The 16,302-nt window shown below is 61.9% G+C and carries 10 protein-coding genes and 2 riboswitches; of the genes, 5 read left to right on the forward strand and 5 right to left on the reverse strand.

What is annotated here, in order from left to right; genetic code table 11:
• Positions 1 to 50: 50 nt before the first annotated feature.
• Positions 51 to 3,761 carry a methionine synthase gene (gene metH, locus KGB29_RS14965; protein ID WP_150814456.1) on the reverse strand — a complete coding sequence of 1,237 codons (3,711 nt, stop codon included), beginning with the start codon at positions 3,759 to 3,761 and terminating at the stop codon, positions 51 to 53.
• A 156-nt stretch (positions 3,762 to 3,917) separates the two neighbouring features.
• Here metH and KGB29_RS14970 point away from each other — a divergent pair, with 156 nt between their 5' ends.
• Both KGB29_RS14970 and nfuA read left to right on the forward strand, forming a co-directional pair.
• The gene (locus tag KGB29_RS14970) at positions 3,918 to 6,227 is read left to right on the forward strand and encodes a fatty acid cis/trans isomerase (protein ID WP_150814457.1); all 2,310 of its coding nucleotides are present in this window, start codon (positions 3,918 to 3,920) and stop codon (positions 6,225 to 6,227) included.
• Positions 6,228 to 6,464: 237 nt separating this feature from the next.
• Positions 6,465 to 7,049, forward strand: a complete 585-nt coding sequence (nfuA, locus tag KGB29_RS14975) for a Fe-S biogenesis protein NfuA (RefSeq protein ID WP_008059275.1) — start codon at positions 6,465 to 6,467, stop codon at positions 7,047 to 7,049.
• Positions 7,050 to 7,208: 159 nt separating this feature from the next.
• On the opposite strand, the gene cobM is transcribed toward nfuA, so the two are convergent.
• From cobM to KGB29_RS14995, 4 genes are all read right to left on the reverse strand, one after another.
• Positions 7,209 to 7,955, reverse strand: a complete 747-nt coding sequence (cobM, locus tag KGB29_RS14980; protein WP_150814460.1) for a precorrin-4 C(11)-methyltransferase — start codon at positions 7,953 to 7,955, stop codon at positions 7,209 to 7,211.
• A gap of 81 nt (positions 7,956 to 8,036) precedes the next feature.
• Positions 8,037 to 8,450 carry a cobalamin biosynthesis protein gene (locus tag KGB29_RS14985; protein ID WP_102671349.1) on the reverse strand — a complete coding sequence of 138 codons (414 nt, stop codon included), beginning with the start codon at positions 8,448 to 8,450 and terminating at the stop codon, positions 8,037 to 8,039.
• Complete coding sequence (locus KGB29_RS14990; RefSeq protein ID WP_150814461.1) at positions 8,447 to 9,154, reverse strand: CbtA family protein; 708 nt, start codon at positions 9,152 to 9,154, stop codon at positions 8,447 to 8,449. Before KGB29_RS14990 ends, KGB29_RS14985 begins: the two co-directional genes overlap by 4 nt.
• Before the next feature lie 11 nt (positions 9,155 to 9,165).
• A complete protein-coding gene (locus KGB29_RS14995; protein ID WP_057714565.1) occupies positions 9,166 to 9,357 on the reverse strand; it encodes a CbtB domain-containing protein in 192 nt (63 codons plus the stop codon).
• Positions 9,358 to 9,478: 121 nt separating this feature from the next.
• A riboswitch (cobalamin riboswitch) is annotated at positions 9,479 to 9,705 on the reverse strand.
• Between the two features lie 205 nt (positions 9,706 to 9,910).
• A riboswitch (cobalamin riboswitch) is annotated at positions 9,911 to 10,124 on the forward strand.
• Between the two features lie 102 nt (positions 10,125 to 10,226).
• On the opposite strand from KGB29_RS14995, the gene cobW reads away from it, so the two are divergent.
• The 3 genes from cobW (at position 10,227) to KGB29_RS15010 (ending at position 16,302) form a co-directional block, all read left to right on the forward strand.
• Positions 10,227 to 11,297: a cobalamin biosynthesis protein CobW gene (gene cobW / locus KGB29_RS15000; RefSeq protein ID WP_057714567.1), complete on the forward strand. Its 1,071-nt coding sequence runs from the start codon at positions 10,227 to 10,229 to the stop codon at positions 11,295 to 11,297.
• A gap of 3 nt (positions 11,298 to 11,300) precedes the next feature.
• Positions 11,301 to 15,143, forward strand: a complete 3,843-nt coding sequence (gene cobN / locus KGB29_RS15005; protein WP_150814462.1) for a cobaltochelatase subunit CobN — start codon at positions 11,301 to 11,303, stop codon at positions 15,141 to 15,143.
• A 151-nt stretch (positions 15,144 to 15,294) separates the two neighbouring features.
• Positions 15,295 to 16,302: an ATP-binding protein gene (locus tag KGB29_RS15010; protein WP_150814463.1), complete on the forward strand. Its 1,008-nt coding sequence runs from the start codon at positions 15,295 to 15,297 to the stop codon at positions 16,300 to 16,302.

The following is a 16,302-nucleotide window of genomic DNA, read 5'->3' on the forward strand; positions in this document are numbered from 1 at the left end:
CCGCTATCGCGAGCAAGCTCGCTCCCACAAGGTTTTTTTCAGTTGATCACTCAGTTGTCGTAACCGAGATTCGGCGCCAGCCAGCGCTCGGTAACGCTCAGTTCCTGGCCTTTGCGCGACGTGTAGCTCTGCACCTGGTCCTTGTCGATCTTGCCCACGGCGAAGTACTGCGCCTGCGGGTGAGCAAAGTACCAGCCGCTGACTGCCGCAGCCGGGAACATCGCGTAGTGCTCGGTGAGGAACACGCCACTGCGGCCTGCGCGCATTTCCTGGGCCTCTGGGTCTAGCAGGGCGAACAGCTGGGCTTTCTCGGTGTGATCCGGGCAGGCCGGGTAGCCCGGAGCCGGACGAATGCCGCTGTACTGCTCCTTGATCAGTGCCTCGTTATCCAGCGCTTCATCTTTGGCATAACCCCAATAGTCTTTACGCACCTGCTGGTGCAGCCACTCGGCGCAGGCCTCGGCCAGGCGGTCGGCCAGTGCCTTGACCATGATCGAGTTGTAATCGTCGCCGGCGTCCTGGTAGGCCTTGGCCACTTCTTCGGCGCCGATGCCGGCGGTGGTGATGAAACCACCCACGTAGTCGGTCACTTCACTGTCCTTGGGCGCGACGAAGTCGGCCAGGGAGAAGTTCGGCTTGCCGTCGGTCTTGATGATCTGCTGGCGCAAGTGATGCAGCTTGGCCATTGGCTTGCCGTCATCGCCATAGAGCTCGATGTCGTCGTCATGCACCTGGTTGGCCGGCCAGAAGCCGAACACCGCGCGAGCGCTGATCAGCTTTTCGTCGATCAATTTGCGCAGAATTTCCCTCGCGTCGTTGTACAGCGAGGTGGCGGCTTCACCGACCACTTCGTCCTGGAGAATGCGCGGGAACTTGCCGGCCAGGTCCCAGGATATGAAAAACGGCGTCCAGTCGATGTATTCGGCCAGCACGTCGAGGTCGATGTTGTCCAGCACCCGCGCGCCGGTGAAAGTCGGTTTGACCGGCGTGTAGGACGCCCAGTCGAATTGCGGCTTCTTGGCAATGGCTGCGCCGTAGCTCAGACGCTCGGTACGGGCACTGCGGTTGGACGTGCGCTCGCGAACTTCGATGTAATCCTGGCGGGTTTTCTCGACAAAACCGGCCTTGAGTTCCTTGGACAGCAACTGGGTCGCCACGCCCACGGCGCGGGAGGCGTCGGTGACGTAGATCACCGCGTCGTTGCTGTACTTCGGCTCGATCTTGACTGCCGTGTGCGCTTTGGAAGTGGTGGCGCCACCGATCATCAACGGCAGGTGGAAGTCCTGGCGCTGCATTTCGCGGGCGACGTGGACCATCTCGTCCAGCGACGGAGTGATCAGGCCGGACAGGCCGATGATGTCGCACTTCTGTTCCCTGGCCACCTGCAGGATTTTCTCCGCCGGCACCATCACGCCCAGGTCGACGATGTCGTAGCCGTTGCAGCCCAGCACCACGCCGACGATGTTCTTGCCGATGTCATGCACGTCGCCTTTTACGGTCGCCATCAGGATCTTGCCCTTGGCCTCCGGCTTGTCGCCTTTTTCCAGTTCGATGAACGGGATCAGGTGGGCCACGGCCTGTTTCATCACGCGGGCGGATTTCACTACCTGAGGCAGGAACATTTTGCCGGCGCCGAACAGGTCGCCGACGATGTTCATGCCGGCCATCAACGGGCCTTCGATCACTTCGATCGGGCGAGCGAAGGACTGGCGCGATTCTTCGGTGTCTTCGACGATGTGGGTGGTGATGCCTTTGACCAGTGCGTGCTCCAGACGCTTGTTGACGTCCCAGTTGCGCCACTCTTCGGTCTCGGCTTCCTTGACGCTGCCGTCGCCCTTGTACTTGTCGGCGATGGCGAGGAGGGCGTCGGTGCCTTCCGGGGTGCGGTTGAGGATCACGTCTTCCACGGCATCGCGCAGTTCCACCGGGATCTGGTCGTAGATCTCCAGTTGCCCGGCGTTGACGATACCCATGGTCAGCCCGGAGCGGATCGCGTACAGCAGGAACACCGAGTGGATCGCCTCGCGCACCGGGTTGTTGCCACGGAACGAGAACGACACGTTGGACACGCCACCGGAGGTCAGCGCATACGGCAGCTCGTCACGGATGTAGGCACAGGCATTGATGAAGTCGACGGCGTAGTTGTTGTGTTCTTCGATACCGGTGGCCACGGCGAAGATGTTCGGGTCGAAGATGATGTCTTCCGGCGGGAAGTCCACTTCGTTGACCAGAATGTCGTAGGAACGTTTGCAGATTTCCTTCTTGCGCGCTTCGGTGTCGGCCTGGCCGGCTTCGTCGAAGGCCATCACCACCACGGCGGCGCCGTAGCGCTTGCACAGTTTGGCGTGGTGAATGAACTGCTCGACGCCTTCTTTCATGCTGATCGAGTTGACGATGCCCTTGCCCTGGATGCACTTGAGGCCGGCTTCGATCACTTCCCACTTGGAGGAGTCGATCATGATCGGTACGCGGGAGATGTCCGGTTCACCGGCAATCAGATTGAGGAAGGTCACCATGGCCTTCTTCGAATCGAGCATCCCTTCGTCCATGTTGATGTCGATCACCTGGGCGCCGGCTTCGACCTGCTGCAGGGCGACTTCCAGGGCTTCGGTGTAGTTGTCTTCACGGATCAGGCGGGCGAACTTGGCGGAACCGGTGATGTTGGTCCGCTCGCCGACGTTGACGAACAGCGAGTTGCGATCGATGGTGAACGGCTCCAGACCCGAGAGGCGGCAAGCCTTCGGGATGTCCGGAATCTCGCGCGGCGCATAACCGGCCACGGCCTTGGCGATGGCCTCGATGTGGCCCGGCGTGGTGCCGCAGCAGCCGCCGACGATGTTGAGGAAGCCGCTCTGGGCGAACTCTTCGATGACCTTGGCGGTTTCCGACGGCAGCTCGTCGTACTCGCCGAATTCGTTCGGCAGGCCGGCGTTCGGGTGCGCGGAAACGTGGGTGTTGGCCTTGTTCGACAACTCTTCGAGGTACGGGCGCAATTCACGGGCGCCAAGGGCGCAGTTCAGGCCGACGGAAATCGGCTTGGCGTGGGCCACGGAGTTCCAGAAGGCTTCGGTGGTCTGGCCCGACAGGGTGCGGCCGGAGGCGTCGGTGATGGTGCCGGAAATCATGATCGGCAGTTCGACGCCCAGTTCCTCGAACACGCCTTGTACGGCGAAGATCGCGGCCTTGGCGTTGAGGGTGTCGAAAATGGTTTCGATCAGGATCAGGTCGGCGCCGCCTTCGATCAGGCCTTTGGTGGATTCGGTGTAGTTTTCCACCAGTTCATCGAAGGTCACGTTGCGGTAGCCGGGGTTGTTCACGTCCGGCGACAACGAGCAGGTGCGACTGGTCGGGCCGAGCACGCCGGCAACGAAGCGCGGCTTGTCCGGGGTTTCCAGGGTCTTGGCGTCGGCGACCTTGCGCGCCAGGCGTGCGCCTTCTACGTTTAACTCATACGCCAGGCCTTGCATGCCGTAATCGGCGAGGGATATCCGGGTGGCGTTGAAGGTGTTGGTTTCCAGAATGTCGGCGCCGGCATCCAGGTAGGCTTTTTCAATGCCGCCAATCACGTCCGGGCGAGTCAGGACCAACAGGTCGTTGTTGCCTTTGACATCGCTTGGCCAGTCAGCGAAGCGTTTGCCACGGTAATCCTGCTCTTCGAGCTTGTAGCTCTGGATCATCGTGCCCATACCGCCATCGAGAATCAGGATGCGCTCTTTGAGGGCGTGCTTGAGAGCTTGAAGGCGAACGCTGCGATCGGACATTTGGACTACTCGGTAAGGCCATGACGAAGGGCCGGGATGATAGCAAACCTGTGCGCTTTTGGAGCGTGACTCGAATTTGCATGAATATCGTTCATGTTGGTAAGGGTGACAGACCGGTAGAATCGCGACGTTTTTTCAGGATTCGGGACCAGGGACATGTCGTATCGCTTCGTCATCGGCACATTGCTGCTGTTTTTAAGCTGGGGCGCCGTGGCGCAAGGCCCGGCGATTTCCTCTGCCATGTCACCTGTTATCTCCTACAGCCGCGACATTCAACCGATCTTTACTGAAAAGTGCGTGGCCTGCCACGCCTGCAATGACGCCGCCTGTCAGCTCAACCTGGGCAGCGGTGAGGGCGCGGTGCGGGGCGCGACGAAAGTCCCTGTCTATGACGGTGACCGCCGCCAGGCGGTTGCACCGACCCGACTGTTCTATGACGCCTCCGGCAAACAAGCCTGGCAGCAAAAGGGCTTCTATTCGGTGCTCGATGCCCAGGGCAACCAGGCCGCACTGATGGCGCGGATGCTGGAGCTTGGCCACAAGACTCCGTTGCAACCCAACGCGAAGCTGCCGGAAGACATCGTCCTGGGCCTGAACCGGGAAAACATGTGTGCCATGCCCGCGGAGTTCGACGGCTACGCCGCCAAGCATCCGAAGGAGGGCATGCCGCTGGCAGTGACCGGCCTGACCGACCAGCAGTACCAGACGCTGCAACGCTGGCTGGCGGCAGGCGCGCCGATCGATCAGCAGGCGCTGGCGCCCAGCGCCAGGGAAGCCTTGCAGGTGGTGCAATGGGAAAACCTGCTCAATTCGCCGGGAGCCCGGGAAAGCCTGGTGGGGCGCTGGCTGTACGAGCACTGGTTCCTGGCCCATCTCTACTTCAAGGACGGTGAGCCTGGGCATTTCTTCCAGTGGGTGCGTTCGCGCACCCCGACCGGCCAGCCGATCGACCTGATCAACACCCGTCGCCCGAACGATGATCCGGGCACGCAGTTTTACTATCGCTTGTGGCCGGTGCAGGGCGTGATCGTGCACAAGACCCACATCACCTATCCGCTGGGGCCGGCGAAGCTGGCGCGGGTCAAGAGCCTGTTCTACAGCGGCAACTGGCAGGTCGACGCATTGCCGGGCTATGGACCGCAGAGCCGGGCCAACCCCTTTGCCACTTTCGAAGCGATTCCGGCCCAGGCGCGCTATCAGTTCATGCTCGATAACGCCGAATACTTTGTGCGCACGTTCATTCGTGGGCCAGTGTGTCGCGGCCAGATCGCCACGGACGTGATCCGCGATAATTTCTGGGCGCTGTTCCAGGCGCCCGAGCACGACCTGTATGTCACGGATCCGAACTATCGCGGGCAGGCCACGCCATTGCTGGCGATGCCGGGGCAGAACGATGATGTCGGCAGCGTCCTCAGCCTGTGGCACGACTACCGTGACAAGCGTAACGAATATGAAGCCTTGCGCCGGGACAGCTACGCCGATGAACCAGCACCGAGCTGGTCGACCCTGTGGGCCGGCAACGACAATGCGTTGCTGAGTATCTTCCGCCATTTCGACAGTGCTTCGGTGACCAAAGGCCTGATCGGCGAGGTGCCGCAAACGATATGGCTGTTCGACTATCCGCTGCTGGAGCGCACCTACTATCAACTGGCAGTAAACTTCGATGTGTTCGGGAACCTGTCCCATCAGGCTCAGACGCGCTTGTATTTCGACTTGATCCGCAACGGTGCCGAACAGAATTTCCTGCGCCTGATGCCCGCCGACTCCCGGGATGACTACCTTGATGACTGGTATCAGAACAGTGGCAAATTCAAGATGTGGCTCGACTACGAGACCATCGACGACGACAAGCCGACCGCGCTGAAGCTTGACGCGCTGGACCCCAAGCGCGACTTTGCCATGCAGTTGCTGGCCCGTTATGGCGATCTCAATGCAAGGCCCGACCCGATCAATCGCTGCGACGGCGCTTACTGTTCGCGGCCAAACATCGATCCGGACCTGCAAAGTGCCGAGCAGGCATTGAGCCGCCTGACTTCGCGTCCGGCCGCCGGACTGAAGGTCATCGATCAGTTGCCGGAGGCCACGCTGCTGCGTATTGAAACCGGCAGCGGCAAGCGTGAGGTCTACAGCCTGTTGCGTAACCGTGCCCACAGCAACGTGGCGTTTTTGCTCGGTGAATCACTGCGCTATCAACCGGGGCTCGACACCCTGACGATTTACCCGGGTGTGCTCAGCAGCTACCCGAACTTCATGTTCAACATCCCGGCCGGGCAAGTGCCGGCGTTTGTGGATGCGATGGAGAGCGCCAAGGACACCGACAGCTTCGAGAAAATCGTCGAACGCTGGGGAATACGCCGCAGTCATCCGCAATTCTGGGCTTATTTCCATGACCTGAGCCGCTACATCCACGAAAACGATCCGGTGGAAGAGGGCGTGCTGGACATGAATCGCTACGAGAACCTCTGAACCACCGCAGATCCCCTTATGGGAGTGGGCTTATGTGGCGAGGGGGCTTGCCCCCGTTGGACTGCGCAGCGGTCCCATTTTTTAGGGCCGCTTCGCGACCCAACGGGGGCAAGCCCCCTCGCCACACAAGCTCGCTCCTACAAGGGGAATTGTCGGAATCTTTCCCGACAAAAATACTAGGACTTTGTCCGGCGCGTTGATTGGCGTAAACTGCGCCCAAGCCTGCGAGGAGTTTCCATGACCGCTATTACCATCACTGACGCCGCCCACGATTACCTGGCTGATCTGCTCTCCAAGCAGAACACCCCGGGCATCGGCATCCGCGTCTTCATCACCCAGCCTGGCACCCAGTACGCCGAAACCTGCATTGCCTACTGCAAGCCGGGCGAAGAAAAACCCGAAGACACCGCGCTGGGGCTCAAAAGCTTCACCGCGTACATCGACCACTTCAGCGAAGCCTTCCTGGACGATGCCGTTGTCGACTACGCCACCGACCGCATGGGCGGCCAGCTGACCATCAAGGCGCCAAACGCCAAGGTACCGATGGTCAACGCCGACAGCCCTATCAACGAGCGCATCAACTACTACCTGCAAACCGAGATCAACCCGGGGCTGGCCAGCCACGGCGGTCAGGTCAGCCTGATCGACGTGGTCGAAGACGGCATCGCCGTCCTGCAGTTCGGTGGTGGTTGCCAGGGCTGCGGCCAGGCCGACGTGACGCTGAAGGAAGGCATCGAGCGCACCTTGCTCGAGCGCATCCCGGAGCTCAAAGGTGTTCGCGACGTGACCGACCACACGCAGAAAGAAAACGCCTACTACTAAGGTGTTCGCTGCGAATTGAAAAAACGGCGCCCCGTGAGCGCCGTTTTTTTATGGGTCGAATTCACTGAAGCCTTCGCGAGCAAGCCCGCTCCCACAGGGGAATGCATTCCAAATGTGGGAGCGGCGGTGCGGCGATCCGACTTGCTCGCGAAGAGGGCGCTATGGGCGATAGAGATGCGCATGCCCCGCACGATACAGCGATGACTCGCTGAAGTGGTCACTGCCCAGCACCCGACCCACCAGAATCAACGCCGTACGACGAAACCCCTTCGATTCAACCTTCCCGGCTATATCTGCCAGCGTGCCCACCACCCAATCCTGATCCGGCCAGCTCGCGCGGTGCACCACTGCAATCGGGCAATCGGCGCCGTAATGGGGCAGCAGTTCCTCGACGATCTTCGCCAGGTGACTGACCCCCAAATGAATCGCCATGGTCGCGCCGTGCTGCGCCAGGCTGGAGAATTCCTCTCCGGGTGGCATGGCGGTTTTGTCGGCGTAGCGAGTCAGGATCACGCTCTGCGAAATGTCCGGCAGGGTCAGTTCCGCGCCCAAGAGCGCTGCGCAAGCGGCTGTGGCAGTCACGCCGGGTACGATTTCGAACGCAATGCCCAGTTCACGCAGATAGCGAATCTGCTCGCCAATGGCGCCATACAGGCTCGGATCGCCAGAGTGCACCCGGGCCACATCCTGGCCTTTGGCGTGGGCGGCCTTGATCAGGTCGATGATCTGTTCCAGGTGCAGTTCGGCGCTGTTGACCACCTGTTCGGCACAGTGACCTTCCAGTACGGCGGCCGGCACCAGTGAGCCGGCATATATGATCACCGGGCAACTGCGAATCAGCCGCTGGCCCTTGACGGTGATCAGTTCGGGGTCGCCGGGACCTGCGCCAATGAAGTAGACGGTCATCGTCGGTTCCTGTGGGAAAAAGGGGCTGAACAGGTCTTCAGATGAAGAATGTTCATGATCAAAGGCGGGGATTATCGGTTTTTACGCAGCACCAGCCAATGCCAGGGTTGCCTGGGCATATTTTTGTCGTGGAATCAGCAGTTTTGCCGGGGCCTGGGCCAGTTGTTCGGCCAGGGCCAGTGCGGCGCTTTCCGCAACGCCGTAGCAACCGGTGCGTTCAAACGCTATTTGCGATTGATGGCTGAGTTGCGGTTCATAAGCGGCCAGTTGCTCACTGCTGAAATACATCAGTTCCAGGCCGAGTTGCTGAGCCAGTTCGATCAGTGCAGGTTCGTCGCGCTTCGAATCGATGCTGGCCAGCGCCTTGATTTCATGACGGGCAATCTGGTGCGCCTCCAGCGCCTGATCGAGCAGCGCCAACAACGTGCTGACGGGGCAGCCCCGTTGGCAGCCCAGACCGACCACCAGGGTCGGCGCTGTGCTGACGTCAGTCATGCGTTGTATTGACCATCGCTTTTGCGACGGAACAACCAGGCGCTGATCAGGCCCAGGGCCAGCCAGAATGCCACGTTGGTCAGTTGCGAAGCGATTTTGAACCGGGTTTCCAGTGCCTCTGGAGCAAGCATCGAATGCACCTCCGGTTGCGGCGCGCCAATCACATGGGGAACGGCGAGGATCGCCGCGCCGAGGACTTTCATCAGCCAGTGACGGCTGAACACGATCAGCGCAATACCGACGGCGGTGGAGGCGGCGGTACCGACCCACCACAGTTGCCGTTGTGCTAGGTCGGCGGCGGCAGTGCCTGGCAATTCAGGTGGCAGGCCGAGGGTCGGGGCGAGCACGAAGGTCGCGTAACCGGCCAGGCCCCAGAGCAGGCCCTGAGAGGTTTTGGTCGGCGCACGCAAGGTGTACAGGCCGGCCAGCATCAGGGCGAAACCGACCGCCACCACCAGGTTGCCACCGGTGGTCGACAGCACGCGCTGCCAGCCGTCTTGCGGCTCCCAGGCTTGAGCATCATGAGTGTGGGCAGCCACCGCACCGTCGGCGTGTTCATGCATTTCAACAGCGGCCGGTTCGGCTTTTTCGTAGGTCTCGGCCTGCAAAATCAGCGGGGCGACCCAGAAACTTTGCAGCAGGGTCAGCAACAGGGCGGCCAGCAGCCCGGTGAAACCTGCGGTTTGCGCAATACGCTTGATCATGTCGACAGCTCTCAATGGCACGGGAACGCGGAGCTGTGGCGGGTATCGTGGGCGGCGTTGTGCACCGCTTCGATGTGCGAGAAACCGGCGAAATACACAAGGCACGCGCCCAGGATCGACGCGCAGACGGCGGCGGCCAGACGTTGAGTCAGGGTTGAGGTGGTGCTCGCGGCTGTGTGTTCGGCGCTGCTGATGATCGACATGGCGTTTCCCTCTGGTCTGTCAGCGGGGAATTAAGAGCGCATGTAAAAACCCGCACGACCAGGCGCGCAAGGTTTCAAACAGCGCCCGCCCACCGCGGGTTTGTTGGTTCAGTGATCGTACTGGTCACTTTGTGTTGCGGGCCGGTCTCCGGGCTCACGAGGGGCAAAGGCTTGCGCCTGGACCTGAAAGCATCACCTTCCCATGCCGCAGTGGCACAGTGGATCTGACGCTTCGCTCGCTTACCGTTGCGGGGGCAGCACCGGACTGACATGGCTTAAGAGTAAAGCACATGATTCACCGGTTTCCCGTTTCACCCTGTGAAGGGCACCCGTAACAAGGTGTGTAGGAGAGCATGGGCGGGGGTTGGGCGTCAATTGGCAGGGGTTCTCAATTCGGAACCGGGTCGACCCAATCGCGAGCAAGCTCGCTCCCATATTTGACCGCATTTTTCTCAAAGAACCCCATCCCCTGTGGGAGCGAGCTTGCTCGCGATGGCGTCGTTACAGGCGCTACAGAACTCAGCATGAACATTGACCCGCCCCAAGACCATGCGTAGCCTTGCGCTTTCGAGGTTCTTCGGCGTTTGTCGAAGCTAAGAAGGGAACGCGGTCAATGCCGCGGCTGCCCCCGCAACTGTGAACGGTGATGTTCGTTGCCACGCCACTGCTGACTCAATCCATGAGGCCGGCGGGAAGGCGCAGCGAATGCCAGGCTCAAGCCCGGCACACCGTCAGCCAGGAGACCTGCCTCGTCACAGATTCTCACTTTCAACCGGGCGGGGTGATCCGGTGGCGAACTCTTCAGGCAATCGCGTGCGCGTTGCCGGTCGTCGTCCCGTATGCCCGCCAGCTTAGCCATAGGGCATCCGATGAAAACACTGGCCAAACTCCCCGTCACCATCGTCACCGGCTTTCTCGGCTCGGGTAAAACCACGCTGCTGCGCCACATGCTCGACAACGCCCAGGGTCGCCGCATCGCGGTGATCGTCAACGAATTCGGTGAATTGGGCATTGATGGCGAAATCCTCAAGCAGTGCTCGATCGGTTGCACCGAAGAAGAAGCCAACGGCCGTGTCTATGAGCTGGCCAATGGCTGCCTGTGCTGCACCGTCCAGGAAGAATTCTTCCCGGTGATGCGCGAACTGGTGGCCCGTCGCGGCGATCTCGACCACATCCTCATCGAAACGTCCGGTCTGGCACTGCCAAAGCCGCTGGTGCAAGCCTTCCAGTGGCCGGAAATCCGCAGCGCCTGCACGGTAGATGCGGTAATCACCGTGGTCGACAGCCCGGCCGTGGCCGCCGGCACCTTCGCCGCGTTCCCGGATCAGGTCGACGCCCAGCGCAAACTCGACCCGAACCTGGACCACGAATCGCCGCTGCACGAACTGTTCGCCGACCAATTGGCCAGCGCTGACCTGGTGATCCTCAACAAAACCGACCTGATCAACCCGACGGACCTGGCCCGTGTGCGCCTGGAAGTCGCCGAGGAATTGCCGCCAGCGGTGAAAATCATCGAAGCCAGCAGCGGTCGCCTGCCGCTGGACGTGCTGATCGGCCTGGGTGTCGGCTCCGAAGAACACATCGACAGCCGCCACAGCCACCACGACCATCATCACGATGGCGACGACGATCATGATGACCACGATCACGACGCCTTCGATTCGATCTCCATCGAACTGCCGCAAGCCGACGAAAGCCTGCTGCTGGACGCGCTGACCCAGTTGGTGGTCCAGCACGGCATCCTGCGCGTCAAGGGGTTTGCGGCGATTCCGAACAAGCCGATGCGCCTGCTGATCCAGGGCGTGGGTACGCGTTTTGACAAGCATTTCGACCGCCAGTGGGGCGCCGAAGAGGCGCGAGTCTCTCGCCTGGTGCTGATCGGCCAGAAACTGGACGCCACTGTTCTCGAAGCGCAATTGCGCGCCGCGCTCAGCGTGTAAGCCATGCACCTGCTCAGGACCCAGCCCGGCGGTTTCGTGTCGGATGACAACATTGCCGACCTTGGACAAACCCCCGCCGAGCTGGTGGTCCTGTGCAGCGGCGATTCCAGCCTGGCGCTGCTCGCCGAAGCGGCGCAGCAGTTGCCCGACGATTACCCGAGCGTGCGCCTGGCCAACCCGATGCAGGTGCAGAACCATGCCTCGGTTGACCTGTACGTCGATGAAGTCTTGCGCCACGCCAAGGTCATCCTGATCTCGCTGCACGGCGGCATCGCCTATTGGCGTTATGGCATCGAGCGTCTGGTCGAGCTGTCACAGCGTGGCGTGCAGCTGATTCTGGTGCCGGGTGATGATCGCCCGGACCCGGAACTCAGCGACTTGAGCACCGTCGGTGCCGAGGATCGCGACCGGCTCTGGCAGTTTCTGCGCCAGGGCGGCATGGGCAACGCCCTCGACTTCTTCCGCTGCCTGGCCAACCGCTGGCTGGCGCGTGATTACACCTGGGGCGAACCGCAAACCCTGCCACGCACGGCGATTTATCATCCGCACAAACACTCTGCCGCACTGAGCGACTGGCAAGCCGACTGGCATGCCGATCAACCCGTGGCGGCAGTGCTGTTTTACCGCTCGCATTTGCAGGCGGCGAACACCGCTTTCATTGATGTTTTTTGCCAGCGTTTGCAGGCGGCGGGGTTGAATCCATTGCCGATTGCGCTGGCCAGCTTGAAAGAGCCCGGCTGCCTTTCGGTGGTCGAGGACTGGCTGGATGAAGTCGAAGCTTCAGTGATTCTGAACACCACTGGCTTCGCTCAATCCAGTCCGGAAGCACCTCATCTGCGCCCGTTTCGCCGCAATATCCCGGTGATCCAGGCGATTTGCGCCCAGGACAACGAACCCGGCTGGCGCGCCAGTGAACAGGGGCTTGGCCCTCGCGACCTGGCGATGCACATTGCCTTGCCGGAACTGGACGGGCGCATCATCAGCCGCCCGATCAGCTTCAAGGACCTGGCGTGGCGCAGTGAGCGCAGTCAGTCGGATGTAGTCTGCTACCGGCCACAACCGGAGCGCATGGACTTCGTTGCCGAACTGGCGCGGCGCTGGATCGATCTGGCGCGGGTGCCCAATGCTGAAAAACGCATTGCCTTGATTCTCGCCAACTACCCGACCCGCGACGGTCGCATCGGCAATGGCGTCGGCCTCGATACCCCGGCAGCGGCGCTGAATATCCTGCGGGCGTTGCATGCCGAAGGTTATCCATTACCGGCTGAGTTACCAGACAGCGGCACCGCGCTGATCCAGCAGTTACTGGGCGGCGTCAGCAACGATCTCGAGACCCTCGACCTGCGTCCGTGCCAGCAAAGCCTGGGCATGGATGATTATCTAGTGATGTTCAACGCCCTGCCTGAAGCCAATCGCGCGGCGGTGCTCGAACGTTGGGGGGCGCCGGAAAACGACCCGATGTGTCGCAGCGGGCGGATGATGATCGCCGGCCTGCGTTTCGGCCTGACCTTCGTCGGTATTCAACCGGCCCGGGGTTATCAGGTCGACCCGAGCGCGGTGTATCACGACCCGGACCTGGTGCCGCCCCACGGCTACCTGGCCTTCTACTTCTGGCTGCGCAACACCTATGGCGCCCACGGCGTGATCCACGTCGGCAAACACGGCAACCTCGAATGGCTGCCGGGCAAGGGCGTGGGGCTGTCGGAACATTGCTGGCCAGATGCTTTGCTCGGGCCGCTGCCGAACATCTATCCGTTCATCGTCAACGACCCGGGCGAGGGCGCCCAGGCCAAGCGGCGTACCCAGGCGGTGATCATCGATCACCTGATGCCACCGCTGACTCGCGCCGAAACCTACGGCCCGCTACGTAACCTCGAGCTGTTGGCCGACGAGTATTACGAAGCGCAGCTGCTCGATCCGCGCCGCGCCCGAGAGTTGCAGCGCGACATCCTGCAACTGGTGCGTGACACCCACATCGACCGTGAACTGCAACTGGACGAACAACTCGACAGCGATGCCGACGCGGCGATCTGGTTACCGCAGCTCGACACTTACCTGTGCGACTTGAAGGAGTCGCAGATCCGCGACGGCCTGCATGTGTTCGGCGAATCGCCCACCGGGCGATTGCGCATCGATACCTTGCTGGCGCTGTTGCGCATTCCACGGGGCGATGGCCGGGGTGCGCAGTCGAGTCTGCTGCGGGCGCTAGCCAAGGCCTTCGGGCTGGGGTTCGATCCGCTTGATTGCGCCTTGGCCGAGCCGTGGGCCGGGCTCCGACCGAATGCCTTGTCGTTGATCAGCACTGAACTGTGGCGCACCACCGGCGATACCCGCGAACGCCTCGAACTGTTCGCCACACAACTGATTTCGCAGGCATTAGCTGACCCCTGTGGGAGCGAGCTTGCTCGCGATGGTGTGTCAGTCGACACCCATGTGGCTGACACACCATCGCGAGCAGGCTCGCTCCTACAGGAGGCGGGTTGGTCTGAGGTGCAAGCCATCCTCGACAGCCTGCGCGAAGTGGTCGCGCCAAGGCTGGACGCCTGCGGTCCGGCGGAAATGCGCGGATTGCTCGACGCGCTTGGCGGTCGCTTCGTCCCGGCCGGTCCCAGCGGCGCGCCCAGTCGTGGTCGTCTTGACGTGCTGCCCACCGGGCGCAACTTCTATTCGGTGGACGTGCGCAACCTGCCGACCACCACGGCGTGGCGCATCGGGTTCCAGTCGGCCAACCTGATTCTCGAACGGCACCTGCAAGACCACGGCGATCATTTGCGCCAGCTCGGCTTGTCGGTGTGGGGTACCGCAACCATGCGCACCGGTGGCGATGACATCGCCCAGGCGATGGCGCTGATGGGCGTGCGCCCGGTCTGGGCCACCGGTAGCCAGCGGGTCGATGATTTCGAGATTCTGCCGTTGAGTTTGCTCGACCGCCCGCGGGTGGACGTGACCTTGCGTGTGTCCGGTTTCTTCCGTGATGCCTTTGCCAATCTGATTCGTTTGTTCGACGCGGCGGTGCAAGCGGTGGCCGATCTCGATGAGCCGGACGACCTGAACCCGTTGGCGGCCAAGGTACGCGCCGAGCGTTCAGCCTTGCTGCAGGCGGGGCTCGATGAAGACGCAGCGCGACGTCAGGCCGGCTGGCGGATATTCGGGGCCAAACCCGGTGCCTACGGCGCGGGTGTGCAGGGCGCCATCGACGGTCGCCTTTGGCAGAGCCGCGAGGACCTGGCCGAGGTCTACCTCAACTGGGGTGGCTACGCTTACGGCGGTTCCGACGAAGGCACCGCCGCCCGCGAACAGTTCAGCCAGCGCCTGAGCCAGGTACAGGCGGTGCTGCAAAACCAGGATAACCGCGAGCACGATCTGCTCGACTCCAACGATTACTACCAGTTCCAGGGCGGCATGCTCGCGGCGGTGGAGAGCCTGAAAGGCGAGGCGGCGGCCAGCTATCATGGCGACCACAGCCAACCGGACCTGCCGAGGATTCGCACCTTGAAGGAAGAGCTGAACCGGGTGATCCGCTCCCGGGCGGCCAACCCGAAGTGGCTCGAAGGTGTTAAACGTCACGGCTACAAAGGGGCGTTCGAAATGGCTGCGACGGTCGACAACCTTTTCGCCTTCGACGCCACCACGCAGTTGATCGACGATCACCAGTACGCGTTGCTGGCCGATGCCTATTTGCTCGATCCGGGCACCCGGGATTTTGTCCGCGAACACAATCCTCATGCCTTGCGCGATATGACCGAGCGCATGCTCGAGGCGCAACAACGGGGAATGTGGAAGGAGCCCGGCGAGTACCGCGAGGCGCTGGAGAATCTGTTGCTGGATATAGAGGAAGACAGCTAATCACCGCAAATCCTGTGGGAGCGGGCTTGCCCGCGAAGACGTCAACACAGTCGACATCGATTTCGACTGTCAGGCCGCCATCGCGAGCAAGCTCGCTCCCACAGGGTTTGAGGTGGCTGTGACGATCACCGACCATGACCGAGATAGAACAATGACCGACACCCCGCATTTCCCGCTCTGCGCCGTGGTCGGCGCCGACGATTTGAAGCTTGCCCTGTGCCTGACCGCCATCGACCCGAAAATCGGCGGTGTCCTGATCGAAGGCCCGCGGGGCATGGCCAAGTCGACCCTGGCCCGCGGTCTGGCGGATCTGCTGGCCAGCGGTCAGTTCGTCACCTTGCCGCTGGGCGCCACTGAGGAGCGGCTGGTCGGCACCCTCGATCTCGATGCGGCACTGGGCGAAGGTCGCGCACAGTTTTCCCCCGGCGTACTGGCCAAGGCTGACGGTGGCGTGCTCTATGTCGACGAGGTCAATTTGTTGTCCGATCATCTCGTTGACCTGCTGCTCGATGTGGCTGCCAGCGGCACCAATCTGGTGGAGCGTGACGGCATTTCCCATAGGCATTCGGCAAAATTCGTGCTGATTGGCACCATGAACCCGGAAGAGGGAGAACTGCGTCCGCAATTGCTTGACCGTTTCGGTTTGAACGTCGCCCTCGGTGGTCACACCGCGCCGGCCGAGCGCGGTCAGATCATCCGTCGTCGCCTGGATTTCGACGCCGACCCGCAAGGTTTCTGCGCCGAATGGGAATCCGCACAGGCGACTCTGCGTGACCGTTGCCAGAACGCACGCAATGCACTGGCAAGCATTCCCCTCGACGACCAGGCGCTGGCACACATCACCGAACGCTGCTTCGCCGCTGGCGTCGATGGTTTGCGCGCCGATCTGGTCTGGCTGCGCGCCGCCCGGGCTCACGCTGCCTGGCGCGGGGCGAACGCCATCGCCGAGGAAGATATCGACGCAGTCGCCGAGTTCGCCTTGCGCCATCGCCGTCGCGAACATTGCGCACCGACGCCTCAGTCATCCCAGTCGACGCAACAATCGGCGCCTCAGCACGCCAACCCGAGCGAAGGGCAGGGCCAGTGGGGCGAGTTGCCTGCCCAGGCGCTGGCGGTCGGTGCACGACGTGAAGTGCCGAGCTGGCCAAAAAAGCCCTAG

It is taken from the genome of Pseudomonas sp. BF-B-30, from assembly GCF_019956305.1.
Lineage (GTDB): Bacteria > Pseudomonadota > Gammaproteobacteria > Pseudomonadales > Pseudomonadaceae > Aquipseudomonas > Aquipseudomonas jessenii.

Bases quoted from the DNA above. Each gene is read 5' to 3' on its own strand.
- KGB29_RS14970 (WP_150814457.1), top strand. From the start codon at position 3,918: ATGTCGTATCGCTTCGTCATCGGCACATTGCTGCTGTTTTTAAGCTGG.
- KGB29_RS14990 (WP_150814461.1), bottom strand. From the start codon at position 9,154: ATGATCAAGCGTATTGCGCAAACCGCAGGTTTCACCGGGCTGCTGGCC.
- cobW (WP_057714567.1), top strand. From the start codon at position 10,227: ATGAAAACACTGGCCAAACTCCCCGTCACCATCGTCACCGGCTTTCTC.
- KGB29_RS15010 (WP_150814463.1), top strand. From the start codon at position 15,295: ATGACCGACACCCCGCATTTCCCGCTCTGCGCCGTGGTCGGCGCCGAC.
- metH (WP_150814456.1), bottom strand. From the start codon at position 3,761: ATGTCCGATCGCAGCGTTCGCCTTCAAGCTCTCAAGCACGCCCTCAAA.
- KGB29_RS14995 (WP_057714565.1), bottom strand. From the start codon at position 9,357: ATGTCGATCATCAGCAGCGCCGAACACACAGCCGCGAGCACCACCTCA.
- KGB29_RS14985 (WP_102671349.1), bottom strand. From the start codon at position 8,450: ATGACTGACGTCAGCACAGCGCCGACCCTGGTGGTCGGTCTGGGCTGC.
- nfuA (WP_008059275.1), top strand. From the start codon at position 6,465: ATGACCGCTATTACCATCACTGACGCCGCCCACGATTACCTGGCTGAT.
- cobM (WP_150814460.1), bottom strand. From the start codon at position 7,955: ATGACCGTCTACTTCATTGGCGCAGGTCCCGGCGACCCCGAACTGATC.
- cobN (WP_150814462.1), top strand. From the start codon at position 11,301: ATGCACCTGCTCAGGACCCAGCCCGGCGGTTTCGTGTCGGATGACAAC.